We start from the raw sequence: 25,168 nt of genomic DNA, 5'->3' as shown, positions 1-25,168 counted from the left end.
GAAAACAGATGAGAGAAAAGCTATTACTGATTGAGGATGATATGGCGATTGGACGTATTGTAAAGGATACGCTTGAACAAGAGGGTTACCTAGTTACTTGGGCAACGACAGGGCTTGAAGGACTAGCAGATTTTCAAGCAAATACATTCGATTTAGTGTTAGTCGATTGGATGTTACCTGAGATGGATGGCCTAACTGTTTGCCAAAATATTCGCTGGCAAAGTGATCTGCCAATATTAATGATGAGTGCGCGTAAGGAAGAGGCAGATAAGGTTGAGGGCTTGCAGGGCGCTGATGATTATATAGCAAAACCGTTTAGCTTAGAGGAGTTAAAGGCACGTGTAGCCTCTCACTTACGTCGCTGGAAACGTTATAACAAAAAGGAAATATCAGAAGATGTTACATCCTTTACACACGGCTTAAAGATTGATTGGCAAAAGGAAACAGTGCGCCTTGATGAAGAAGAGCTTGCCTTAACACAGAAGGAATTTGCACTATTAAAACTACTGGCGAAAAATCCAAGCCAAACTTTTTCAAAAGAAGAGCTCTATCAGCATATTTGGCAACAGGCAAGCGTAGTTGAAACACATACAGTCACTGTACATATAAAGGCGCTACGAGAAAAGCTAAAAGACCCAGTCAAAACGCCGTATTATATACAAACGGTATGGGGCAAGGGCTACTGCTTTATTGGGGAACCGCTATGAAAATTAAAACTTGGTTACTCATCACTTTTTTTATCGTGATGATTTTACCTATAGCTGGTGCATATGGCCTTTATGTGTGGATTAACGCCTATTATCAAGATAAAAACTTTAGTGAGTATATCGAAAAGTGGACAGAACTTAATCAGGTAAAATCTGTACTCAACAATCCTGTGTATTATAAAAAAAATGCAGATATAAAAGATATTGAAGTACTAACCAATGATCAGTTAGCCATTACACTGTATTTGAATTCTGGCTATGTTTTGTATTCCTCAAATCCATTGAATTCGGGATTTGTATCGAAAGATCGTATGTTTAAAGATTTATACGATTTAAAGCAAAGGTACAATGCCTTTACGTATAAAGAACCTGTTTATCAAGATGGGGAATTTCTTGGGGTATATGAAATTCAATTAGTTAGGACGGATTGGGTAAAAGGCGTAGAAAGTCGTTCTTGGCTTGTAATAGCTGGCTCTATATTATTATTTCTTCTAATTTATTTTGCAGTAATGATGCTGCTTAACCGTAAATTAAATCGGCCGTTGCATGAATTGATGCGGCAAATGCGAGCTTTTGCAAAGGGGGAGCATGCGGAATCGAATTTAGGGGTAAGAAAAGATGAAATTGGGGAGCTTGCTCAAACCTTTCTTGCTATGCAGGATGAAATAGAAACTGCGCGTGCTCACTTAAAAGCTGAACAACAGCAAAAGGAACTAATGATTGCTAGCATTTCCCATGATTTAAAAACACCGCTTACAGCTATTCAAGCATATGCAGAATCTTTGCAAAGCGAGGCGTTATTAGAAGAACAGCAAGTCGAGTACCGACAGATTATTTTAACGAAGGCTGACATAATGAAGCAGATGTTAGAGGATTTACTAATGTACACTTTATTGCAATCTACAAGCTATCATTTAGAGCTAGTTGAAGTAGATGGGGAAGAATTTTTTGAAATGGCACTGTCGGATTACGAGCATCTATGTGAGAATGAAGGATTTACGCTTTCAGTTACTTGTGACATAGAGGGGATCTATGCAGTACATCCGAAGCAGCTTCAACGTGTGATCGACAATTTAATAAGTAATGCTTGGCGCTATGGGGAAATAGGTACAACGATAGGTTTAGCAGCTGTAAATGTAGGGAAATGTCCTATATGGTGCTTTGATTTTGTAGTACCAGCACTGGCAAAGCAAGATGGCATGTATATTATTGTGCAAAATAGCGGGCAAGGTGTAAATAAAGAAAATATTGAGAAGTTATTTGAACCTATGTACCAAGCAGATACAGCGCGAACTAAGGCTGGAGAGCGAGGCACTGGGCTAGGTTTAAATATTGCAAAACAAATAATAGAAAAGCATGGTGGGACAGTAGAGCTTATATCTAAAGAAGGCTATGGCACAGCTGTATTATGCTGGTTGCCACCATTTAAAGGAGAAATATGATCATGAATTGGAAAAAATCATTACGTGCAGCAGGTTTAGTTGCCGTACTAACATTTAGCTTGGTAGGTTGTAACACCGAGGCATCGTATTCACCACAGGAAATTATTGATCAAGCGTTGCAGGAAACGAAAGAACCACTTACTTACTACGGTGAATACACAATGGATATGGGCGAGGCTGGTGGAAAAGCTCAAATCAAAGAGTGGACTAAAGATGGGAAACGCCGTATTGAGATCATAGGTGAAAATGGAGAGAACAGCATTGCAGTCAACGATGGTTCACAAATTATTACGTATGATGTCAAAGCAAATAAAGCTTTAAAGATGGATATTTCTAAGGATGCATTGAACGCGTTTCCGTCACCTAGAGAACAGGCAGAGACATTGTTTAATTTAGTAAAAGATACGCATGATATATCGATTGCAGGCGAAGAGAAAATTGCTGGAAGAGATACTTACAAACTTGTAGCGAAAGTCAAAAAAGATGATACTTTATTTGGCGATATGGAAGTTTGGGTTGATAAAAAAACATGGCTGACATTAAAAATGACAATGAACAGCGCAGGCAATAAAACAACGACTGAATATACAAAAATGGATGAAAGTGCAAAAATTGATGATACACAATTTACAATTGATTTACCAAAGGATGTAAAAGTGGAAGAAATAACTGTCGAAGAACCTGAATCAGTGACACTGGATGTAGTGAAAGAACAGCTAGGTGAATTTTTAATGGTGCCAGAAGAAAATGGTATTACTTTAGAGGAGATTTTATTAGATAAAGGGCTAGAAGATCGACCAGAGTACACTTTCAATTATGTAAAGAATGGTCAACAAGAAATTTCAGTAACGGTTTTTAAAGCGAATAGTAGTGTTACTGAGGAAGAGCCTATTTTTGGTGAAAAAGAAATGGACATCCGAGGTCAAAAAGGTACTGTCATGGACGAGAGTAAATTCCGTTATATTGGCTGGCAAGAAAAGGGCTATCAATATGGCATTATGATGGTAAACCCTGAGCTAACAATTGAAGACCTTGCCGCTTATGCAAAACAAATGACCGTTGTAAAGTGAGGTGAATTGTATGGAGAGGAATGAATTTATAAAATGTCTCGCGTTGTTTTTATTTAGTACAGCTTTTTTATATGGTGTAGGTGAAACATATGACGTTGCATGGCTGCAATTTCATTTCTTTGGACAATACAATGAAGCAGGATTTTATTTTAGCTTTAGTTCTTTAATCCCTATACTTGGTGGCATACTGATTGTTGCATTATATGAAACGATGATTAAGCGACTTATTTAACTCCTTTTAGCGGGTGTCCAAACATCCGCTGAGCCTCCGGACGCAATTATACCGAGGCATAATTGATGACGATTAGAAAATCCATTCAAGTGTGGATTTTCTTTTTTTATGTTTATTTAAATTAATGTTATAATATGTAAAAAACTTCAAGGGAGGGTTGTAAATGGCTTGTGAGAGAGTAGAAACCGAATATTTTACTTTACATACTTTAGATGACGGTGTATTTGCTGCCATTGCTAAACCAGGTAAAGGTGCTTGGAGTAATGCAGGAATAGTTGATTTAGGTGAGGAGCTTCTTGTTTTTGACTCATTAAGTACTCCTTCTGCTGGGAAAGAGTTAAGACGCCAAGCAGAAAGTTTAACTGGTAAGAAGGTAAAGTACTTGATTAATAGTCATTATCATGGAGATCACGTTTTTGGGAATCAAGTATTTTTGGATACAACGATTATTTCAACATATGAAACACAGAAATTGTGTAAAGAAAAAAATAGTATGGAGGATTTAGAGAATGAAGAGAAGGAAATGAAACAATATCTTCTTCAGCTAAAAAATCAAATCGATTCAACAAAAGACAACATTTTACAAGCAAGCCTAATCAACCAATATCAAGAAATGTCGAAAGTGTTGGATGACTTATCGCAATTACAAATTGTGTTACCATCCTTGTTGTTTAAAGAAAAATTGACCATCAATGGTGCCGATCGAACGGTGGAATTATACTGTTTAGGCGGGGGACATTCACCAAGTGATACATTTATGTACCTACCAAAAGAAAAGATAGCATTTATGGGTGATATAGCGACAGAAGACTTGCATGTACCGATTGATAACCCTGTGGAATTTTTGTCTATTTTACAGCAAGTTAAACAAATGGATATAGATACAATTGTATCTGGTCATGGAAGCGTTACTAATTTGGCTTTGTGTAATACATTAATCGATTATTTATCTTTTTTGACTCAAAGCTCAAAAGAGGCAATTCAACGAAAATTGCCAGTGGAAGACTTTATTTCTGCATTTGAAATCCCTAAAAAGTATAAAGAATGGAAGGGTGTAAACGGGATTAAAATGAATCTTAAAACCATCTACACGTACCTTCAAAAAAACTAAAAAATCCACTGATAAAAAAGTGGATTTTTTAGCGTCAGCGGAATAAACCCGCTCAGATCGCTGATAAAAGTACCAAAATCGCTGATAAACCCGCTTACATCGCTGATAAAAGTACCAAAATCGCTGATAAACCCGCTCAGATCGCTGATAAAAGTACCAAAATCGCTGATAAACCCGCTCACATCGCTGATAAAAGTACCAAAATCGCTGATAAACCCGCTCACATCGCTGATAAAAGTACCAAAATCGCTGATAAACCCGCTCACATCGCTGATAAAAGTACCAAAATCGCTGATAAACCCGCTTACATCGCTGATAAATCTATCAAAACCGCTGATTTAAGCGATTTGCTGTAAATGAGTTTTAGTAAAGGCTTCATCATATTTTAATCCATAGCCTAGTGCACGATCTAAAAAGATATGTGCCAACCAAATAATAGAGCCCATTAGTAGTGGTGTAGATATAGTGACGAAGCCAATAATCAGGAGAAGGGCTGGTAGCATGAAACTATGACCAATATTGTAAAATAAAGCGCCAACTTTTGTGTTGACTATGTAGCCTAACATGCTTACATCAGGTAGTAATAAAAACAAGACAAAATATACGAACGAAAATTCAAAATGCCAGTAGAAAAATACAGTTACTAAAAACGCTATTACATATTCTAAAGAAATAATTTTACGTAGTTTCATAATGACCTCGACCTTCCTGTAATTTTTTATACATATCCTCGATAAGTGAGCCGATCACCAGTTTATTTTCCGCATATTTTCCTTCAGCTAATAATGTTCGAGTGAGCTGTAAGGATTGTAATGCCTGCTGATAAAACAGTAATTGTTGTTCAATGTGAGTGATCTTGCTAGAGAAGAGCTGTACTGTTTCTTGATTGCAGGAATCTGAAACAGGCTTTTGCTCTAGAGAGAGTAGTTGTTTGATTTCTTGTAATGTAAAGCCAAGCTGCCTTAATACTAGAATAAATTTAATTGTATGTTCACAAGTGACATCATACACTCGATAGCCATTGTCCTGTTTATTGGGATGTAGTAATCCTTCTTTTTCATAGTAACGCACGGTATCAGTGGATACATGATACTTAGTGGCAAACTGCTTGATTTGCATATGAACACCTCCTAAATTTATCCTAACATTGGAGTATGCTCCAAGGTCAAGGTTATATTTAAAATTTTTTGAAAAGAAGTAAAACGGTCGTTTAATGGAAGCGTGGAAGGTGATAGTAGGTATTGAAGAATCTTTGCAAGTCTCTATAAGAAGGGGCTTGTTTTTATATGTCAGGAAATTTTAGTTTTTATACGGTCATAAAAATACGAGTCTATTTACATATGCTAAAAAATTTTTATCGGGAGAAATTAATCCTTATATCTTATTTTTAGGTAAAATTTGCTTATTAAATTGAAAATAATGTGCCAGAAGAATTGTAATATTTTACACATGAAGATAGTATTAAAGAAGTGAGGGTTAATATGAGGGGGCGCAGTATGAACACACAAGAATTTGAAGAATTATGGATTACGCTAAATGAATTATATAATGCGAATCGCTTTTTAGAATATATAGAATTAAGTAGCGCCGCAATTGAAAGTGCCATTGAGCTTGGTATGTATAAAAAAGCAATCCTTTTATTACGCTATCGCTGTGCAAGCTATTTTCAAACAGGTGATTTGCAAGTTTCCATTAGTGTACTTGAGCAATATCGTGAATTAACCTTTCAATATGGTGATGATATTGATTTAATCCATCATTATATTTTAGCGTCTATCTATTGGGGGACATTTGGTCATTTAAAGAAATCTGAAGAGTTTATGATCAAGGGACTAAATATTGCCGAGCGTATTCAGCATGTAGAAAGCATGGGGAAAATTTATAATAATTTAAGTGATTTAGAAATTACATCAGGGAATTATCATAAGGCAAAAGAGTTTGCTTTAATGAGCCTAAACTACGCCAATGCTATAGAAACGAAGGATAATAAGCCTTATACAGGAATTATTCATCCCAAATTAAACTTAGCAGTTGCTAAAATTTGGTTGGGAGAATTTTATGAAGCATATGAAATACTGCAAGAGTTACTGATGAAGATTCAGAAACCACCGTATTCCAAGGTTCAATTGGAGGTTATGAATGCCTATGCTTTACTTTGTGAAAAACAAGGACGTTTTGGCGAGGCAATTGATTGGTATCAAAAATCGAAGTATTATGCCTTAGAGAATAATGATTTATCTTTGCTTCAAACGATCTACAACTCATTAGTGAGACTAATAGAAGAGCAAGGTAATAAAATTGTTTTATGCTCGATACAAAAGGAATATATTAACATTTTACTGGAAATACAAAGGGAGAATTATACACATGGGTTATTTGAGATGGAGTACAATGACCAGAAGAAGCAATTTGAAAAAACTTCTTATATTGATCCATTAACGAATATTTATAATCGTCGTTATTTTGATGAGAATGCAGAAAAAATGGTGGAAAAAGCTTCATTAGATAATCAGCAACTAGCGCTATTGATGATTGATTTAGACCATTTTAAAGTAATTAATGATACAAATGGTCATTTATGTGGGGATGATGCATTGACCATTACCGCGGCGACATTAAAGGAATTTTTTCATCCGTTTGAGTCGATTGTCGCTCGCTTTGGAGGAGATGAGTTTATTGTCCTTATCGAATTAAAGAAGAACGAATCTGTTCAAACGATGGCAGAAAATCTTTATCAAACATTGACTTCTTTGTCCTTAATAATGAATGGTGAGGTCGTTCATTTGGAATTTAGTATCGGTGTAAGTACAAATAATAAAGGGCAGATTACTGAGGTTGGGGAACTAATTCATAATGCAGATCTAGCACTCTATACGTCAAAGCGAAATGGACGAAACCAAATTACAATTAATAATCATTATAGTGAAGTGGGGAATAGTTGATAATAGAAAAGGGGGTACCTAATATGGTACTGAACCCCAAAAGTTAGACGTAAATTGGAGGGGAAAAAAACTCTCCAATTTTTTATTTAATTATTTCGATTACTGCATCAAAATATTGCTCCATAAAACTAACTTGTTCCCAAATTTCCTCAACTGAAAATTCTTCATTTGGTAAAGCAACTACCCATTTATCCTCGATATCATCATTTCTATGAATGATGGCGACTAAATTTCCAGTGAATGATTCGAGTGGTTCTTGCTTTTTTTTTGAGATGATATATGCATCTTGTTCTTCACCATCACCACCTATCAGATCAGGGATATAACCATAATTAATTGGGTAAACATTGTTATAATGATCAACGTATCCAATCGGCCTATCTACCGTTACGATTAATTCAATAGACTTCATTTTAAGCAATCATCCTTTCGCGATATTCTAAAGGACTACAACTATTGGGCTTTGATTGTATCCTTCTTGATTATAGCACTCAAAATCATCTAGATAATATCATCAAAAGAACGGCTCGATGTTCGCCGCAAGAACAGAGTTGCTATAGCGAAAAGCATCGGATTTATCACTAAAAGTTAGGGCTGACTATTTGTTAAAACGTATGTCATGTATATAAGTTGTTTGAAGTGAAGAATGGAGCCCCTAGGAAAGTGCTCAGTCGAAACGGAAATCAGCCCCACGTTATGGTGATGAGCCTCTAATTAATAAAAGTAGTTAAAAATGGTTAATCGACACACTTGATGAGATTTATGCAAACGATAATAATGTCGCTGAAATGAATAAAAGATTATTGTTAATCGATAAATAATATGTTAAATTCAAATTGACAATAAATAGATGAGGTGCTTTTATGAAACGGGAAACACTCTTATTAAAGACGGCTGTTTTTCTTATTGGAATTCCGGTTCTTGCTTTGTGTATATTTTGGTTACCTTGGTTCGCTAATGAAGCAGCAGAACATTATCCAAAGTTAGCTTATTTGCAATATCCCACTTTAATTGGTGTATATGTGACAGCGATAGCGTTTTTCGTTGCATTATATAAGACTTTAAGACTTTTAAGCTATATTGACAAGAATGAAGCTTTTTCGGATTTGTCTGTTAGAGCTTTAAAAAATATAAAATTTTGTGCAATCATTATTAGTGGTATGTATGTGATAGGCATGCCTGTATTTTATCTCATGGCGGATCTAGACGACGCTCCAGGAATTATTGTAATCGGAATGGTCATTATTTTTGCTTCCTTTGTAATTGCAGTCTTTGCGGCTGTTCTTCAAAAGCTATTGAAAAATGCCATCGATATAAAATCAGAAAATGATTTAACGGTCTGAGGTGAATAACATGCCAATGATAATTAATATTGATGTGATGCTAGCTAAAAGAAAAATGAGCGTAACAGAGCTTTCGGAGAGGGTTGGAATTACGATGGCTAACCTTTCTATATTGAAAAATGGAAAGGCAAAAGCGATTCGGTTTTCAACTTTAGAGGCAATTTGTGAAGCCTTAGAATGTCAGCCAGGAGATATTTTGGAATATAAAAGAAACGAAGACACACAAGAATCATAAAACTGATTAAAAAACATAATTAAGAATCTGCTTTATTTCAGCGAATCATCGTTGGGATTTTGCAGATTCTTTTCTTTAAAAAAATTTTTTTTAAAAAAGTGAATCGGAAATGAAGTGGCGTCCGTCCGTAGTGTAGAAAGAAGGTGAGGACAACCATGAATATCGAAAAAATTATTGCTGAGCACGGTGACTATTTACTAAAGGTTGCTTATTTATATGTGAAAAATGAAGCAACAGCTGAGGACATTGTGCAGGATGTGTTTATCGCCTTTTATCAAAAGCAGGAACAATTTCGGCAAGAATCATCATTACGTACATATTTAGTAAAAATGACAGTCAATCGAAGTCATGATTATTTACGAAGCTGGAAAAGTAAACGACTGACACTATTTGAGAAAATTACAGGACGTACGACAGCAGTCACGCCTGAAAAAGAATTTCTTGCTAAATCCACCAAACGAGAGCTAGTAGAAGCTTTGTTTACATTATCTGTGGCATATAGGGAAGTGCTGATTCTCTATTATTTTGAGGATATGACAACCGTGGAAATTGCACAGCTCGTATGTTGTCCAGAGGCAACGATACGCACAAGATTACAACGTGCTAGAAAGCAACTTGCAACAGCAATTGGTGATTATGATTGGGAGGTGTTACGCCATGAATCAATTTAAAGAAGAGGTGCTAAAAGAACTTCAAGATGTAAAACTCACAAAAGCGCGAAAACAAGTGATTGCCGATAAAGCTCGAAGTAAAAATAAACGAAAAACGAGTAGTCCATGGCAATATCGTGTGGTGCTAGCAACGTTTACGCTTTTTGTGGTTGGTTTTAGTTATTTATTATCACAGAATAAAGACCAACATACTGGAAGTCATCAGGCAGCTAGCTTACAGCAAGAAGCGGATACATGGAGCATTTGGACATTTTTACAATACGATTTAGTAAAAGGTATATTGCTTTTTAGCTTTTTGGTAGGGATTGCCTTTATTGTTAAACGTGTGTTAATCAAGAAAGGATATGGCCTACCGGTGTGTATTGAGTGTGGAGAAACTTGGACAGAGAAGCAAGCTCGAAAAATGTACCGGAAAAATGGACAACTCGAATGTCCTCATTGTGGAAAAAAACAATATCGCACAAAAAAATCTATACAAATGGGTGGTATTTTAACATTCCCGATTCCCCTTATGATTTTGATGCAACATTTTTTTGAAAATATTTCGATTGGGACCATCTTCTTTTTAGCAGGTATTTTTATTTATTACCGTCAGTTAGCACCATATGTATTTGATTTACAAGAACATGATCCTATGAACGATCCACTTTGGTAATCAATCTATTTTAAATTATCCAACCGTTATATAAGGTGCTTCTTTAAATGAATAAAGGATATGAAAAGCCCCTCTTAATTACTCGGCTATCGAGCGATTAGGAGGGGTTTGATTATTCCTATTTTTCAAACAATTAAATAACCACATCCGCGAACCGTTTAGCGGTTAGTACTCTTACGAATTAACCTTGCTGCGGTCACTTTCCTGGTCCTGTGCCGGTTGCTCTGACTTTGCTAGCTGTTCCGGTTGTGTCGGTTGTTCCTCCGACTGCTCTTTCTTTGATCCGATTTTTTTGCGAATAAAGCCAAAAATCGCGCCGCCTACTATCACAAACACGATCATAAACTTCTTCAATAGAGGGATAAGTACAGCAAACAATCCCGCTTTTTTGGCAACTGCTAGACCCGCCCCTCCAAGAATTAATCCAGTCAAGCCGAATTCAGCTTCCTTATCGGTTTTGCTGTCAAAATCCTCATACCGCTGACCCTGCTTTAGTTGAAACTGCGATAGGATCATGTCGTTAAACACTTTACGGTCCGCCTCCAAATTCGCTGGATCTGAGACAAGTATTGCCGAGATATTGCCTTCGCGCGTAAGAATCCGCACGTTGTAGTTAATAACATCGTTGTTCTGATAATCATGTGCCAATAAAGACCACGACAAACTGTGTAAGTCGTTGTCGTAGAACGGAGCAACATCCCATTTGTCAACGAATAACTGATTTTCAGGACTTACCTCTTTATTCATTTCTTCTGTGCCTTCTTTGTAGCTTTTCAGCAAGGCGTCAGCATCGATTTCCGCTTTCTCGTCGTCTTTTATATGTCCAGATTCTTCATATTCGAAATAAACGGTCCAACTCTGTGCTTCATCCTTTGGGAAAACCACACCGATTTCTAACCCGCTCGCTTCCATTCCGTTCTGCGTAATGTACTTTTTCGTATTTTCTTCATCAAGAAAAAGAAATTCGCTACCTAACTGCAGTTCCGCTAAATTGGTTCCCACGTCGACTTTCTGTCCACCTTCTATCCATTTTAGCTCCTCTTCGGCGAATGCGGGAACCGCACACACCATCATCATAAAAGTTATAATAGTTACTGATTTTAATAGTTTTGCAATTAACGATTTCAAAAATAGCTTCCTCCCAAACCATGTTTTCTTACGCTGCGGACGACTTGTCCTTCTTTGCTTTAAATAAATGAACGCCTATTAGAACGGCGCCGATACATGCAAGCGCAATTTCGGCATAGGTTTCGCCTCCGCCAAAAATCTTGCCAAAAACGGTGAATAATTTGAATTGTAGACCGAATAACGGTAGTATGAATGCCCCTAACCCCAAAACTAAAAATAAGATACCAAGATTTTTCATAATTAACCTCCTTAATAATGGAAAAAATACTTCTGTAGATTATCATATTACCCAAAATATAACAACCCATTTTTTTCTAGAAATGAAAACATAATGGTTCAATTTTTGGCGCTTGCTCACGTTGGAGACTGAGGCAACCATTCTTCGTATTCTGGATACGGTTCTTTTTCCGAACAACTTTCAATCTAAAAAGGACTAATTATTATTTAAACACGAACACTAATTGAAGATTGTTAACGAATCGTACATTCAATATGTATATCAACCAAACAAATAAGGGGGTTATCTGGCACATCACCAATAGTTGTGGATGACAATTGTTAAAACGTATGCCATGTATATAAGTTGATTGGAGTGGAGGCTGGGCGACTCCTTGGGGATCAGCGATAGGGGAACGAAGGCTAAGAGCATCACGTCCTGTGATAACGCCTTCGTGACCAACATCGGTGCTGCTGCCGCTACGTTAGCACTACGCTTTCGCGCAAAAAACATCTGTTGGCCCGAGACCCTGGAGCGAGCCAATAGAGGAACGAAGGCTAACAACATCACGTCCTGTGATAACGCCTTCGTGACCTACATCGTGTAGGCCCAAGCGGATCATCGGACGCCCCCAGGAAGCTCTGCTCTGTGCGAAAGCGAAGCGACAGCAATGTTTTATCTGTGCGAAAGTGCAACGACAGCAACAACAAATGTTTTATCTGTGCGAAAGCGAAGCGACAGCAACAAATGTTTTATCTGTGCGAAAGCGAAGCGACAGCAACAACAAAGCGCCCAGTCGGAACGGAAATCAACCACACGTTATGGTATTAAAAGCGGACGATCCTATGAATACACCATTTTGGTAATGGATTTTATGAAAAGAAATTGCTAGTTCACTATAGTAATTTCTTTTTTTATAGCAATTTTTCGAAATAGATTGACAACAGTTTTCATTTGCTTTATCGTTGTGTTAACTTATTTACATTTAGAGTTAACGCACAAAGGGAGGCAATTTAGGTTGAAAAAGAGCAGTACATATAATTATGTGTTGGCGGCATTTGGTGCAGCGATTATCGCCGTGTTAGCACAAGTAAGCATTCCATTACCTTTTTCACCTGTACCGATTACAGGGCAAACATTAGCAGTAGGTTTAATCGTAACAATTTTAGGGACAAGACTTGGTACGTTTTCAGTACTGATATATATTTTACTTGGCGCAGTAGGTCTTCCAGTATTTAGTGGTATGTCAGGAGGATTTGCAATTTTGGTTGGGCCAACAGGTGGCTATATTGTAGGCTTCCTCGTTACGGCAGTTATTATGGGCTTATACTTAGATAAATTTGGCATTACAATCTTCCACGCTATTATTGCGAACCTGATTGGGATGGTTGTGACATTAGCATTTGGAACGGCTTGGTTAAAAGTTGCAGCAGACTTAAGTTGGACTGCAGCATTTATGGGTGGTGTAGCACCATTTATCGTTGTCGGTATTCTGAAAGCTGTTCTAGCAGCATGGGTTGGCGTAATTGTTCGTCGACGTTTAGAAAGTGCTCATTTAATTTCTTTCAGCGGGTTACAAACACCTGCTGAAAGAAATTAAAGCCTCCGGCGGATGTCACGGAATCGGAAAGGAGTTCTTTGTGCTAGCACAAAGCCGATTCAGGACGCAATTATGCCGAGGCACAATTGATTAGAAGTGATTGCATAGGAGGAGAATTGTTTTGGCAACGTTATGGACAGGTGGAACAATTTACACGATGGCGCAAGTTGGCGAAACAGTTGAAGCAGTCCTTGTAGAAGATGGAAAAATTGTGGCGACAGGCTCAGTAGATAGCCTGTCGCCACATGCTACTTCTATTCAAGATTTGCAAGGGAATGTGATGTACCCAGGCTTTGTTGATAGTCATTTACATATTATTGGCTACGGGGAAAAATTAAAGCATATTGATGTATCAAACGTTAGAAGTAAGGACGAGCTACTGGCAATTATTCGTGAACGGATGGCAGACGTTCGCGCTGATCAATGGGTCATCGCAATAGGGCTTAATGAGACACAATTTGAAGTTCCTATGTTCCCAACATTGGCGGAGCTTGACGTTCTGGGTGAAGCGCATCTCATAATTAAGCGGAGTTGTCACCATTTAATCTTAGCAAATTCTAAGGCATTAGCATTTGCAGGCATTACAAATGATACCCCTTCACCAGAGGGGGGCGTGATCGATAAGGTGAATGGACAGCTAACAGGTGTATTAAAGGATGCTGCTTTGTATATGATTGTTAACCATATGCCCCATATTACGCCTGAATATATTGAAGATGCTCTCGAGAAGTCAGTAGTATCACTGCAATCATACGGCTTAGTTGGTGGTCATTCTGAAGATTTAAGCTATTATGGGCCACCGATTCAACCAATAAAAGCTTTTCGAAAAATCGTCGAGGCACAGCAATCATTTAAAGTTCATTTATTGCAACATCATACAGTATTTGAAGAAATTGCTCAGATGCAGGAAACAGCTTCTCCATATTTGGAATTTGGTGCAATGAAGATCTTTATCGATGGTGCCTTTGGAGGACGTACTGCTGCATTACGTCAACCATATTGTGATGAGTTAGACAATTGCGGTATGCTTGTACATTCAACAGAACAATTACAGGAATATGTTCAACTTGCTCGTCAGTATGGACAAACAGTAGCAGTGCATGCCATTGGAGACTTAGCCATTGAAACGATATTAAAAGTATTTGCCACCTATCCGCCTCGAGAGGGTCAAGTAGATCGGGTTATTCATTGTAGTTTGGTTGATGAAGATCTCTTAGAAAAACTTGCTTCATTACCGGTTGCAGTGGATATGCAACCGCAGTTTGTACAGGGAGAATATGCAGCAGAACTAGCTAGACTAGGGGAGGAACGAGCACAAGGCTTGCATCCGTTAAAATCGCTGCTTGATCGTGGGCTAGTTGTTGCAGGTGGCAGTGATGCCCCGATTGAAGTGCCTAATCCCTTGTACGGTATCTATGCTGCAGTGACAAGGAGAAATTTTGGAGAGACGCATGATGGCTACAACCCACAGGAGAAAATTTCACGCTTTGAGGCAGTAAAGCTTTATACAGTAGGAGCTGCACAAATAATAGCTCAAGATCATGTTCGAGGTAAGATTGAAAAGGACTATACAGCAGACTTTACAGTACTAGAAGAAGATCTTTTTTCAATAAATATCGAAAACATTCCACAAGTTAAAGTCACATATACGGTTGTTGATGGCCGTATCGTTTATAAAAATCGCTGTAAAGAATAAACTTTACAGCGATTTTTTTGTGATGTTAGACCAAAAAGAAAGGGATAGACTTTAAAGGCTTTTCCCACTAGCCTCTTTCTGATAAATCTTTCACTTGTTGCTCTAGTCTTTTAACTTGTAATGTTAAATCTTCAACTTTTTGCTGAATTGTTTGCTGAGGAGGTAAGGGAGCTGTAGACTTCATTTTTTTAATCATATTAATGATCACGAAAAAAATGGAGAGGAAAATAACAAAAAGTACGGTTGTACTAATGATATCTCCGAAGTTATAGATTATTTGTCTCATAATGGTTTCTCCCCCTTCAAATAGTGTCAATTATATTATCTACTGAGTTACATGCAAAAAAGTTTCAAAAAAATGTTTGGAGCCACCATAAATACATAAATCTTATTCATCATCCTCGCATATTATATGGGACAAATTGTATTTCTATAGATAAAGGTAATTTAAAATAAGCAGATTATCATATCTTATAAAAAGCGTAAACATGCTGAAGTTGAAGTGCGACAGCTACGGACTGGGGTGAATGAATGCATAAAGCCGGACAAGTAATGCGACAAGCCATCTACAATATTTATAAGTATCGCATTGATTATATACAGGTTTTCGCACTGATTAGGTTATTTCAGTTTTTATTAATAATGCCGGTGACAACGATCGTATTTAAGGTAATGCTACAAATAACAGGCTATACACATATTACTGAGCAAAATATTCAAAGCTTTATGGCGCATCCTTTTGTGATCTCGATGATTATTCTTTTGATCATGGTCATTTTGTTATGTACTTATTATGAAATGGGCTTTCTTTTTTTAATGGCCTTTCACCAACAAAAAGGTAATCGTTATCGATTTTTACACATATGGCAGCAGCTCAATCGTAAGGTCCTTTCTTTTTTTAGTGTGCAAGTTATTTTTTTAGTTGTCTATGTAGCTCTTTTACTCCCATTAGTTTCATGGATCCTACCGCAAACAATATCTCAAACAATTTCACTTCCACATTTTTTAACAGATGGAATAATGAACAGTCGCTCTGGCAGGTTACTCTATGCTGCTGTTGTAAGTGTCTTACTAATAGTAGGTATTCGTAGTTTTTTGACCTTGCCGATTTTTACAATCCAACCAAAGATATCAATCCTTCGATCCTTGATACAAAGTTGGCGTTTTTCAAGACGTAGTCTAGTTTTACTCCTTATAGTATTAGCCGTGCTTTTAGTGGGTCATTTACTCGTAATGCTAGGAATTACGGTGATAAGCACGTTGCCATTATATTTGTTGGAGCGTTTTATGCCGAGTGCAGCACTTGTTACAGCGGGGATGACGCTCGCTTTTTTAGAAATGGTTTTCGTAGTGCTATTTAGTTTACTGCAAGCAACATTTTCACAAGTAATGGTAGCTATTACTTATAATACACTTATTTTAAGTAAGTTTAGGTTTTCACCGAAGTTTAAAAAAAGGCGCTATAAGCCATTATCCATCATTATTTTGATTGTTTTCATCGTATTAAGTGTCATGAACACTATTTCACTTGAGAAAAGTGTCTATGCACCAGATACAAAAATTATTGCTCATCGGGGTTATACGACAGGGAATGTGGAAAATACGATTAGTGGTCTTGTAAGTGCCGCGAGTGCTGGGGCAGACTTAATCGAGATTGATATTCAGCAAACAGCAGATGGAGAATTCGTTGTCTTCCACGATCGAACATTAAGAAGATTAACAGGTAAAAATGGTGTCATAGCCAATATGACGCTTGGTGAATTAAAGACGCTGACAATCCATGCGAATGGCTTTCACGATAAAATTTCATCTTTAGATGATTTTATTGAAGTAGCAAAGGCTCTAGACGTTGCTTTGCTGATTGAATTGAAAGTGCATGGTAAAGAAACGGAAGATGTATTGCCAAAGTTAGTAGAAAAGCTAAAAGTTTATAAGGTACTCGATACACACTATGTGCAGTCATCAGATCTACAAATGATGGCACAACTAAAAAAATTGGCACCCAACTTACGTGTGGGTATTGTGTATGCATTAAATATCGGACCTATGGTAGAAACTGTAGATTTTATTTCACTTGAGGAATCTTGGATAACAGATCAGCTAATCGCAGAGCTGAAGCAACAAAAGATGGATTTGTTTGTATGGACATTGAATAAAGATCATTCATTACAAGAATTTATCGAGAAAAATGTCAACGGAGTCATTACCGATCTTCCAGATGTTGCATTGGATATCCGAACAAAGCAAAGTGAGCATCAATATTTTTTACAACGTGTTTTAAATAGGCTTCAATCTATATTTTAAAAAAGACGCTTTTAATCGGAGCAATCCACGGAAAAAGTGAATATCGGTGCGGATCAGGAGAATATCCGCGGAAGCAAGGTAAATACCCGCGCGAAGGAGTGGAATATCCGCGGAAGCGAGGTAAATACCCGCGCGAAGGGGTAGAATATCCGCGGAAGCGAGGTAAATACCCGCGCGAAGGAGGAGAATTTCCGCGAAAGCGAGGTGAATCCCCGCGCAAAGGAGTGGAATATCCGCGCGAAGGAGTAGAATATCCGCGGAAGCAAGGTAAATACCCGCGAAAGCAAGAAAATACCACGGAAGCGAATCACCACGAACCGAACAAAACACCCGTCCAAACAGCAAAAGTAAAAAAGCCGTGATTCTTCATCATAAAAAGAATCACGGTTTTTTTGAGTCACTATAAAAAATGTTGGTAATGTTGTAACCTTTTTCATTTATAACCGACTACTACTATGAATTTGTAAAATGAGGGAGATGCTTTATTATGAAAATGAAGAAAGTTGTACCATTTGCTATGACAGCATTATTAATTGGGGGTGCTATAGTAGCTCCATCCGCATCAGCAAACGAAGGAAATGCAGGTGTTACAAATACTACTGATAATAAGGAGCAAAATCCTCAGGTTGAGCCGGTTTTTATTAAAGTAGCTGGAACTGTTGATAATGTTGAAAATAGTAAAAATGCAACGTATTATACTGTTAAAGAGGGCGAAGATACAAATGTTTTAGTCGTAAATGACGATACACGTGTATTCGATAATACGGGTAAAGAAGTAAAACTACAAAAAGGTGATAAAGTCACAGCATATACATATGCAAATAAACCAATGCTTGCGATTTATCCACCACAATATAACCCAGAAGTAATCATTGTCGAAACAAAAGAAATGGGAACTGTTGAAGTAGACTTATTTAATAAAGAATTAGTGAATACGGATAACACGTTAAAACTAAATGTTGGTGAAGAAACTGAATTACTTAGCCTATCTGGCAAAGAAGTAAAAGCTGAAGATCTAGCAGAACAACATTTACTAGTGTTCTATACAATCGCAACTATGAGCATCCCAGCACAAACACCGCCTTCAAAAGTAGTCGTTTTAGATACGATTGCGGAAGAGTCGGGTGAGGTGGATCCATCTGAATCGGCTATACAAGAAATCATTAACAATGACTTTTATGAAGTTGAAGGTACAAAAATGGTACCACTACGATCAATTGCCGAAGAGTTGGGCTATAAAGTAGAATCAACAGGAAAAGGCGCAATTATCTCTAAAGGTGCAGTATCTTACACAATTACACGTGGTCAAAAAGAATACGGCTATAATAAAGCAATTCGTCACTTTAAAGTAGCGCCAGCTTTATTAGAACCAACGAAAACATATGTACCAGTTGAATTTGTTGAGGAATTAATGAAATAAAATGTTGTTTACCCCTTCATAGCATTATCTATGAAGGGGTTTTATTGTGATTCGATTGAAATGTGTGGTTTTATATGTATTTAAGTATGATTAGTCATTATTTTAAAATTGTTAGGTAAAGCTTTGGGTAGAGAAACGATGTTTTAAGTATGAAAATAGGATGGTAGCATTTATCGTCAAGATGATTGAATCCATAAACGAAGAGTTATGCCAGTGAGTGCCTTTTTGCAGGGGGAGTATCGTCTTTATTTAATAATAAAGACAACTGAAATGTCATTGATTTAGGTTGGGGCGTAGGAAGAAATATTGGATAGTTCTTCAATTGATTGTTCAATAGAGTTACCGCTTTTTCACGAACGAACAGTTTTGTTGAATAAGATTTAGTAAATGGAAAGGAGAGGAATAATTTATGTTATTTTTACTTTGGCTTGTCGTACCTTTATTAGGAGTTTTATGGTTTTTAAATTTTACTACTTTTTTGAAGAACTTAAAGAATGGAAAAAACACTCATAACCAAAATGTTTTAGGAGCAGTCTTAACTTTTCATCAGACGTCATGCTGAAAGCGCCTAGGTAAAAAGGGAACCTTCCTCATTTCTCGAAATTCTCTTTAAATGGAAAATAAATTTCTGTACAATAAGATAATTAAAGTCAGATTCTTGAAGGAGAATGAGATGAAGCAGGCATTAATTATTATAGATATGCAAGAAGCCTTCTTTTTGGATGACCAAAACTACTTATTTGATGATGAAAAAGTGGTAGAAAATATTAATACGTTAATAACTTCGGCACGACATAGCGAAGTTCCAATCATTTTTATCCAGCATACGGATTCTAATGAAGACGACGATTTTGCGTTTGGCAAGCCCGGCTGGGATCTATATCACGGGCTTTTACGAAAACCAGAGGATAAAGTCATACAAAAAACAACGTGGGATGCATTTTATCAAACGGAATTGGCGCAATATTTACAAGAACAAAAAATTGAGCAGCTTATTTTTGCAGGAGCTCAAACAGAATTTTGTCTGGATACGACCATCCGAAATGCCTATAGTCGTGGATACCATCAAAACATTTTAGTTGAAGGGGCGCATACCACACTAGATAGTACCGTATTAAATGCCCAGCAAATTATAAAGCATCACGAGTCCGTTTGGAACAATCGATTCGTGAACATTCAGCCGAGTACGTTTTTTATAAATAAGTAGTAGAAAGGGTTTCACAATGCTAATAGACAGCCAAGAATTTTATATAAACGAACTCCATTATACAATTAGATCCGCCAAAATAGAAGATGCCGAAGCATTATCTACAATAAGATTACAACTTGATGGAGAAACGGAAAACTTTGATAGAGAACAAGGAGAAGCTTTTATCGATACAAAAGGTTTCGAGCAGATCATTAAAGTTGACACAGAAAGTCCTAGGAATTTGTGTTTAGTAGCAGTGGTCGATAATCGTATCGTCGGATTTTCTAGATGTGAGGGATCGCCATTAAAAAGATTTGCTCATAAAGTAGATTTCGGTGTAGGTGTATTAAAGGAGTTTTGGCGTTATGGGATAGGTAAAAACTTCTTAAAAACATCGGTAGAATGGGCTGACGCTAATGACATTAAAAAAATGGCCTTGCATGTTATAGAGACAAATGATAAAGCGATTTTACTCTATAAAAAGCTTGGCTTTGAAGTTGAAGGCGTCTTAAAAAATGATAAAGTCCTTTCAGATGGCAACTATTATCATACGATTGTCATGGGAAGAATTAAGGCATAATTTTAAAATAAATCCAGCTTCAGCTAAGCAAATAGGTATTGTTAAAAATGTCACACATTATATATATAAATTTAAAGGATAGAAGAGCTAAAATGAATTCGCTCTATCTATCCTCTTTTTTTACCCCAGATGATCCTAATTGCTACAACAATTATATCAATCTAATGTTGCAGTAATTTAGGAGATCATATCAATTAGTAATTGTACATTAAAGCCTATTTCTTAAACTTCTATATACTCGGCAATATAGTGAAAATAATCATATTTTTTTATACAGTTTTTTTCTGCATAACAACAAATGCAACATATTTTTTTTTGCTCTCCAATTAGAGGTTAGCAGAAATACAACTCAGGTAGCCTATGAACAATTGCAATCGGAAGGATATATTCGAAGTGAGAACAAAAAGGGGTTTTTTGTAGAGGCAACTATATCGGATGAGACGCTTACATATGAACCCATTAGAGAACAGCATCATGAAAAAAATCAAACTGACATAAAAACTATTGACTTTAAGATTGGGACAGTGGATCAAGAGAATTTCCCTTTAAAAAAATGGAGAATGCTTACAAACAAAATCGTTTAAGACTCTAGCATGTTTTCATACGGAGAAAAACAAGGCGATATTCAATTAAGAAAGGTACTAGCAGATTACTTGTTTCAATCAAGAGGGGTTCATACTTCTGCTGACCAGATTATTATTGGCAGTAGCACACAACACTTGTTATTACTTTTGTCGTTGTTGCTAAAGCAAGACTATCATTATCTGGCAGTAGAAGACCCTGGATATAATGTGGCAAGGGAACTATTTGCTCTTCAGTCATTTATCATTGATCCAATCCCAGTAACAGAACAAGGCATTCAAGTCGATCGCCTTTTAAAGTCGCCTGCTAGACTTTTATATGTCACTCCTACTCACCACTTTCCATACGGAGTAACAATCCCCGTCAATGAAAGATTAAAGTTAATTCAATGGGCAAAAAGGGTGGAAAGTTATATTATTGAGGATGATTACGATAGTGAATTTCGATACATCCATCAGCCTATACCGTCTCTTCAAAGTTTAGATTCTAATGATAGGGTGGTTTATTTAGGGACATTTTCAAAAGCATTGCTACCTTCTATCCGTGTCAGTTATATGGTTTTACCTAGGAGGCTATTAAGTGAATATAAAAAGATACTCCCTTTGTTTGAGCAAACATCCTCATCTATACATCAGAGAACACTGGCAACCTTTATGAATAAAGGATATTGGTACTCACACTTAAGGAAGATGAAAGCTTTGTATAAACGTAAAATGAATCTATTGAATAGGGAATTACTAAAACACTTTAAGAATTATGTTGAAATAAAAGGTGGTAGTTCCGGAATTTTCGTTATTATTGAAGTTAAAACAAAAATGAGTGAAAAAATGCTAATTGAAAGGGCATATGAACACGGAATTGCAGTTTATCCTTGCTCAAAATATTTCTCGAAAGATATACCACAATATCCACATATTCAACTTGGGTTGGGTAATTTATGTGAAGAAAAGATAATAAAAGGAGTATCTCAACTAGCAAAAATTTGGTTGTAATCTTATTAGAGGTAGCACCACATCGCTATCAAGTTAAGATTTTAAGTTTGTTACGACTATTGGACAATTGAATTTCTACAAAGATTGGTTGGTTATTTATATTTGTCTTACTTGAGAGGGCAGCCGGAGCAATCTCAAAGGAGGTAGGACCCCATGCCCATCAACTTAAGAATTCAGAATTACCCCAAACCAAAAAAATGAGCTTTTTGTTACAAGCTAGCACAAAATTTCCGTTTAGGGGATACTTTAAAATTTTAGCTTGACGGCTATGGGGTATCATAGTGACCCCTTATACATAAAAAGTGAAAGTTTCTTCGATAAAATCGAAGGAACTTTCACTTTTTTATTATGAGAGAGCTTTTTTCTATTTTTATTGTCCTTTTTTAACTTCTGGTTCAACTGTATAAGTGTAACCTTCGTTAGCAGTAGTGTAATCTTCGTCAGTAGATTTGCCATTTTCAGCAACCGTACCGTCAGATTGAACAGCAAGTGCTCTAGGTTGCTCTACAATAGGTTTTACAGATACAGAGAACTGTGTTCCATATTCAGCTGAGTATTTACCTTTTCCTTTTAAAGTAACTTTATCATACAAACCATCTGAATATTCATAGACAGGCTTTACATTAAAAGCACTAGTCTCGGTATTGCTATATCTAAAAGCGTCATACCATAAATTCTGAAGATTATTATTGCGCTTTCGAGAACCATCTTCATAATTAACTGTTCCTGTTATAGTAGAGGTAAGGTCTACATTTCCGTCTATTTTAACGGTATTTAAAATTACAGAAACCTCTACAGCTGAATGTGCAGGAACTACGATATTTTGTGGGCTAGCGGTATAAGTATAACTTTCAGTCTTTGTAGTTTCATTTGTATTTGAGAAATTATATTCAGTAGATATTTCAACACTTGTCTCTCCAATAACAGGAATACCAAACGATGCACTAGCAGTTACTCCTAAGTTAAATCCATGAGTAGTGGAACTAGAAACAGAATGTTCAATTGTCTTTGAGAATTCATTTGTAGTGAAAGTTTGATCACGATCCGTACTATTCCTGAAAACTGTCTTCCCTACGAATAAAGTTTTTGCATTAGTAATAGGAGAACCATCTTCTTCTACAGATGTTTTAACTACCTTATTAAGAACAAACTGTGGATTTTTATAATTCTTATACTGTTCAACATTATTTTGAAGCATGTTAAACATCTTTTTGAAGGGCTCATCCCAATTTTCTATATAAGGGTTTTCTTGTCCTGCTGCTATAGGGTTAACTTGAGGTGTACTTGCTGCACTCGCTGAATTTGGGGATGCGAATGCAAATGAAGTACCAATAACTCCAATCATAGCAAGTGATAAAATTTGTTTAGTCTTCTTGTTGTTTTTTAGCATATTACTAGCTCCTTTTTTGATAGTATAAAATTTGTATAACAATCGAATTTACTATTATTTTATAAAATAAAGTGAATTCTACTTAAGGTGTTGATAAGTTCATATTAGTTTATATATCTTTCGAAATCCTTTCATAAGTATTACAAAAGTATTACAAAAATATAATAAAAGAGTGCCGCCACATTGCTCCAGCTCAGAGGGTCACCATACATGCCCTTCAACTTAGAAATTTTAATACCCTTAAATACAAAAAAACGTTATCCTTTCTAAACTAGCTAGGTTAGAAAGGATGACGTTTTTTTATGAATCTCTCAATTCAAGATGAACTACAACCATTTTTGGAAGAATTACAACGATATGTTACACCTGTATTTTTAGAAGAACTTGCAAGAGAAATAGGGGGGGTAAGTTTTCTGGCTCAGACTTAGCTACTATTTGTATTTGGGTGAGTCAACGGGTGGCAAGTGATCCCCTGAACATTTGGTATGGCGTGCTTAGATACTTTACGACCAGGAGATTTATGTATTTGTGAAAAATTCAATTTAAAATTTTTAAATCAAAACACCCTTTAAGCGAAGAATCTAGATGATGAACTAATAGAGGATGCTATAAACAGTCGCTTGTGTGATTTAGAAAATACGAATGATCTAACAAGTTTGTTACATGGTATGAACAAGAGAGAATAAATGATTAGAAGTTACTGGAGAGTTGAAGTTTGATTCAATTCAAGAGGCGATTAAAGAAGGCAAGATCTTAGAGTCTGTTTTTAATGAAATCTATAAAATTCCTATCGGAGACTATAAAGTGTACTCTGCGTAGAATAAATACTCGAAGACTATATATTATCTAAACAATATTGGATAAATATTGTTTAGGGGCAAGGTCATAGAATCCGCACTTCAGGTGACTATTACAAATACTGAAATGGCATAGAAGACCTGTACCATTTTCCAAAATTACTTGGTACGAGAATTGTACACATGCTTCGGCGCCAAATTACGAAATAAAAAAAGATTTTACTATACTGGCTTCTTTTGTGTAGGAAGAGACCATATAATTGATCCCTTTACTTCGAGACCTGATATATTTTCCCAGGCATGCTCTGCTAACTCATGTGCTAAACATTCCTTACAAAAATCCTGTATACAATATTTACCTTCACAACATATTATAATTCATCTTTCAAATATTTATTAAAGAAACTTATTAGTGGAAAGCGCATCTAGAAGTATAGTTTCTAGATCTCCGTTGCCAAAAAATATAAGCATGCCTTTTTCTATTGTTAGGATAATTTCATGTTCTTCCAGTATTTCTAGGAATTTCTCAAATGCGCAACCCTCTAGAAACGTTGTAAAAGAATTAATTGAAATACTGTTACCCTTAACTGTGACATCAAATGCTTTCGTTATAATATTAGCCCATGCAAAAGGATTTTTATATAAAATTTCTTTTGCCATTGGTTCGATCATTTTACTATCATCAATTAAGCTAATGTATTCTTGTATTCCATTATCTCTACTTAAAATAGTGTTTGCTATCATACAATTAAACCCCTTTATTAATATTTCATGAAAGTTTCTTCTGACATAAAAGGAAAACAAACTAACAAATGAAGAAAAAACACACATGAATTTGGTTAATTACAAATTCATGTGTGTTTTT

At 36.3% G+C, this 25,168-nt stretch carries 27 protein-coding genes and 2 pseudogenes; 19 read left to right on the top strand and 10 right to left on the bottom strand.

Annotated features, from left to right (window positions below; all coding sequences use genetic code 11):
- Positions 1 to 8: 8 nt before the first annotated feature.
- The 5 genes from BFJ97_RS15745 to BFJ97_RS15725 all read left to right on the top strand — a co-directional run bounded on the left by BFJ97_RS15745 (position 9) and on the right by BFJ97_RS15725 (position 4,562).
- Positions 9 to 707 carry a response regulator transcription factor gene (locus BFJ97_RS15745; protein WP_068985605.1) on the top strand — a complete coding sequence of 233 codons (699 nt, stop codon included), beginning with the start codon at positions 9 to 11 and terminating at the stop codon, positions 705 to 707.
- Positions 704 to 2,149: a HAMP domain-containing sensor histidine kinase gene (locus tag BFJ97_RS15740; RefSeq protein ID WP_068985604.1), complete on the top strand. Its 1,446-nt coding sequence runs from the start codon at positions 704 to 706 to the stop codon at positions 2,147 to 2,149. Before BFJ97_RS15745 ends, BFJ97_RS15740 begins: the two co-directional genes overlap by 4 nt.
- A 2-nt stretch (positions 2,150 to 2,151) precedes the next feature.
- A complete protein-coding gene (locus BFJ97_RS15735) occupies positions 2,152 to 3,219 on the top strand; it encodes a LolA family protein (RefSeq protein WP_068985603.1) in 1,068 nt (355 codons plus the stop codon).
- Between the two features lie 10 nt (positions 3,220 to 3,229).
- Positions 3,230 to 3,451 carry a hypothetical protein gene (locus BFJ97_RS15730; protein ID WP_068985602.1) on the top strand — a complete coding sequence of 74 codons (222 nt, stop codon included), beginning with the start codon at positions 3,230 to 3,232 and terminating at the stop codon, positions 3,449 to 3,451.
- A 163-nt stretch (positions 3,452 to 3,614) separates the two neighbouring features.
- Positions 3,615 to 4,562: an MBL fold metallo-hydrolase gene (locus BFJ97_RS15725; protein ID WP_068985601.1), complete on the top strand. Its 948-nt coding sequence runs from the start codon at positions 3,615 to 3,617 to the stop codon at positions 4,560 to 4,562.
- Here the strand turns inward: BFJ97_RS15725 and BFJ97_RS24275 are convergent.
- The 3 genes from BFJ97_RS24275 to BFJ97_RS15715 all read right to left on the bottom strand — a co-directional run bounded on the left by BFJ97_RS24275 (position 4,559) and on the right by BFJ97_RS15715 (position 5,681).
- On the bottom strand, positions 4,559 to 4,828 hold the full coding sequence (locus BFJ97_RS24275) for a hypothetical protein (protein WP_139114465.1): 270 nt from the start codon (positions 4,826 to 4,828) through the stop codon (positions 4,559 to 4,561). The two genes, BFJ97_RS15725 and BFJ97_RS24275, sit on opposite strands and share 4 nt — an antisense overlap.
- Before the next feature lie 72 nt (positions 4,829 to 4,900).
- Positions 4,901 to 5,254, bottom strand: coding sequence for a DUF4260 domain-containing protein (locus BFJ97_RS15720; protein WP_068985600.1), 354 nt, complete (start codon positions 5,252 to 5,254; stop codon positions 4,901 to 4,903).
- Entirely contained in the window at positions 5,241 to 5,681 is a 441-nt protein-coding gene (locus BFJ97_RS15715) for a MerR family transcriptional regulator (protein WP_068985599.1), read from the bottom strand. Before BFJ97_RS15715 ends, BFJ97_RS15720 begins: the two co-directional genes overlap by 14 nt.
- Before the next feature lie 377 nt (positions 5,682 to 6,058).
- On the opposite strand from BFJ97_RS15715, the gene BFJ97_RS15710 reads away from it, so the two are divergent.
- A complete protein-coding gene (locus BFJ97_RS15710; protein ID WP_068985598.1) occupies positions 6,059 to 7,504 on the top strand; it encodes a tetratricopeptide repeat-containing diguanylate cyclase in 1,446 nt (481 codons plus the stop codon).
- A gap of 82 nt (positions 7,505 to 7,586) precedes the next feature.
- Here BFJ97_RS15710 and BFJ97_RS15705 read toward each other — a convergent pair whose 3' ends face one another.
- Entirely contained in the window at positions 7,587 to 7,916 is a 330-nt protein-coding gene (locus BFJ97_RS15705; RefSeq protein ID WP_068985597.1) for an inorganic diphosphatase, read from the bottom strand.
- A 451-nt stretch (positions 7,917 to 8,367) separates the two neighbouring features.
- Between BFJ97_RS15705 and BFJ97_RS15700 the strand changes: the two genes are divergently transcribed.
- From BFJ97_RS15700 to BFJ97_RS15685, 4 genes are all read left to right on the top strand, one after another.
- Positions 8,368 to 8,847, top strand: a complete 480-nt coding sequence (locus tag BFJ97_RS15700) for a DUF2975 domain-containing protein (protein WP_068985596.1) — start codon at positions 8,368 to 8,370, stop codon at positions 8,845 to 8,847.
- Between the two features lie 10 nt (positions 8,848 to 8,857).
- Positions 8,858 to 9,082 (top strand): helix-turn-helix domain-containing protein, encoded by a 225-nt coding sequence (locus tag BFJ97_RS15695; RefSeq protein ID WP_068985595.1) that lies wholly within the window; start codon positions 8,858 to 8,860, stop codon positions 9,080 to 9,082.
- 155 nt (positions 9,083 to 9,237) lie between these two features.
- Positions 9,238 to 9,753: a sigma-70 family RNA polymerase sigma factor gene (locus BFJ97_RS15690; RefSeq protein WP_068985594.1), complete on the top strand. Its 516-nt coding sequence runs from the start codon at positions 9,238 to 9,240 to the stop codon at positions 9,751 to 9,753.
- Positions 9,740 to 10,408, top strand: coding sequence for a TIGR04104 family putative zinc finger protein (locus tag BFJ97_RS15685; RefSeq protein WP_068985593.1), 669 nt, complete (start codon positions 9,740 to 9,742; stop codon positions 10,406 to 10,408). Before BFJ97_RS15690 ends, BFJ97_RS15685 begins: the two co-directional genes overlap by 14 nt.
- Positions 10,409 to 10,582: 174 nt before the next feature.
- Here the strand turns inward: BFJ97_RS15685 and BFJ97_RS15680 are convergent, their stop codons facing one another.
- The 3 genes from BFJ97_RS15680 to BFJ97_RS25485 form a co-directional block, all read right to left on the bottom strand.
- The gene (locus tag BFJ97_RS15680; RefSeq protein ID WP_139114464.1) at positions 10,583 to 11,536 is read right to left on the bottom strand and encodes a DUF2167 domain-containing protein; all 954 of its coding nucleotides are present in this window, start codon (positions 11,534 to 11,536) and stop codon (positions 10,583 to 10,585) included.
- Between the two features lie 28 nt (positions 11,537 to 11,564).
- Positions 11,565 to 11,774 carry a hypothetical protein gene (locus tag BFJ97_RS15675; RefSeq protein WP_068985592.1) on the bottom strand — a complete coding sequence of 70 codons (210 nt, stop codon included), beginning with the start codon at positions 11,772 to 11,774 and terminating at the stop codon, positions 11,565 to 11,567.
- A gap of 469 nt (positions 11,775 to 12,243) precedes the next feature.
- Entirely contained in the window at positions 12,244 to 12,375 is a 132-nt protein-coding gene (locus BFJ97_RS25485; RefSeq protein ID WP_302621801.1) for a hypothetical protein, read from the bottom strand.
- A 26-nt stretch (positions 12,376 to 12,401) separates the two neighbouring features.
- Here BFJ97_RS25485 and BFJ97_RS24270 point away from each other — a divergent pair, with 26 nt between their 5' ends.
- The 3 genes from BFJ97_RS24270 (at position 12,402) to BFJ97_RS15665 (ending at position 15,049) form a co-directional block, all read left to right on the top strand.
- Positions 12,402 to 12,584, top strand: a complete 183-nt coding sequence (locus BFJ97_RS24270; RefSeq protein WP_139114463.1) for a hypothetical protein — start codon at positions 12,402 to 12,404, stop codon at positions 12,582 to 12,584.
- A gap of 187 nt (positions 12,585 to 12,771) precedes the next feature.
- On the top strand, positions 12,772 to 13,353 hold the full coding sequence (locus tag BFJ97_RS15670; RefSeq protein ID WP_068985591.1) for a biotin transporter BioY: 582 nt from the start codon (positions 12,772 to 12,774) through the stop codon (positions 13,351 to 13,353).
- Between the two features lie 121 nt (positions 13,354 to 13,474).
- Positions 13,475 to 15,049: an amidohydrolase gene (locus tag BFJ97_RS15665; protein ID WP_083227069.1), complete on the top strand. Its 1,575-nt coding sequence runs from the start codon at positions 13,475 to 13,477 to the stop codon at positions 15,047 to 15,049.
- A gap of 67 nt (positions 15,050 to 15,116) precedes the next feature.
- On the opposite strand, the gene BFJ97_RS15660 is transcribed toward BFJ97_RS15665, so the two are convergent.
- Entirely contained in the window at positions 15,117 to 15,335 is a 219-nt protein-coding gene (locus BFJ97_RS15660; protein ID WP_254660190.1) for a FeoB-associated Cys-rich membrane protein, read from the bottom strand.
- Positions 15,336 to 15,580: 245 nt separating this feature from the next.
- On the opposite strand from BFJ97_RS15660, the gene BFJ97_RS15655 reads away from it, so the two are divergent.
- The 5 genes and pseudogenes from BFJ97_RS15655 to BFJ97_RS15630 all read left to right on the top strand — a co-directional run.
- Entirely contained in the window at positions 15,581 to 17,353 is a 1,773-nt protein-coding gene (locus BFJ97_RS15655; protein ID WP_068985590.1) for a glycerophosphoryl diester phosphodiesterase membrane domain-containing protein, read from the top strand.
- 487 nt (positions 17,354 to 17,840) lie between these two features.
- On the top strand, positions 17,841 to 18,773 hold the full coding sequence (locus BFJ97_RS15645) for a stalk domain-containing protein (RefSeq protein WP_083227068.1): 933 nt from the start codon (positions 17,841 to 17,843) through the stop codon (positions 18,771 to 18,773).
- 673 nt (positions 18,774 to 19,446) lie between these two features.
- Complete coding sequence (locus BFJ97_RS15640) at positions 19,447 to 19,980, top strand: cysteine hydrolase family protein (protein WP_068985588.1); 534 nt, start codon at positions 19,447 to 19,449, stop codon at positions 19,978 to 19,980.
- A 16-nt stretch (positions 19,981 to 19,996) separates the two neighbouring features.
- Positions 19,997 to 20,542 carry a GNAT family N-acetyltransferase gene (locus BFJ97_RS15635; RefSeq protein ID WP_068985587.1) on the top strand — a complete coding sequence of 182 codons (546 nt, stop codon included), beginning with the start codon at positions 19,997 to 19,999 and terminating at the stop codon, positions 20,540 to 20,542.
- Between the two features lie 317 nt (positions 20,543 to 20,859).
- A pseudogene (locus tag BFJ97_RS15630) lies at positions 20,860 to 22,116 on the top strand (PLP-dependent aminotransferase family protein); the annotation flags it as partial.
- Positions 22,117 to 22,486: 370 nt separating this feature from the next.
- On the opposite strand, the gene BFJ97_RS15625 reads toward BFJ97_RS15630, so the two are convergent.
- Positions 22,487 to 23,506 carry an ETX/MTX2 family pore-forming toxin gene (locus tag BFJ97_RS15625; RefSeq protein ID WP_068985586.1) on the bottom strand — a complete coding sequence of 340 codons (1,020 nt, stop codon included), beginning with the start codon at positions 23,504 to 23,506 and terminating at the stop codon, positions 22,487 to 22,489.
- A gap of 302 nt (positions 23,507 to 23,808) precedes the next feature.
- On the opposite strand from BFJ97_RS15625, the pseudogene BFJ97_RS24265 reads away from it, so the two are divergent.
- Positions 23,809 to 23,981 (top strand): annotated as a pseudogene (locus BFJ97_RS24265) (IS4 family transposase); the annotation flags it as partial.
- 718 nt (positions 23,982 to 24,699) lie between these two features.
- Here the strand turns inward: BFJ97_RS24265 and BFJ97_RS15620 are convergent.
- Positions 24,700 to 25,047, bottom strand: a complete 348-nt coding sequence (locus BFJ97_RS15620; RefSeq protein WP_068985585.1) for a hypothetical protein — start codon at positions 25,045 to 25,047, stop codon at positions 24,700 to 24,702.
- Positions 25,048 to 25,168 lie beyond the last annotated feature (121 nt).

Source organism: Lysinibacillus xylanilyticus (assembly GCF_001708185.1).
Taxonomy (GTDB): Bacteria; Bacillota; Bacilli; order Bacillales_A; family Planococcaceae; genus Lysinibacillus; species Lysinibacillus xylanilyticus_A.
This window is presented reverse-complemented; position numbering and strand designations above follow the sequence as displayed.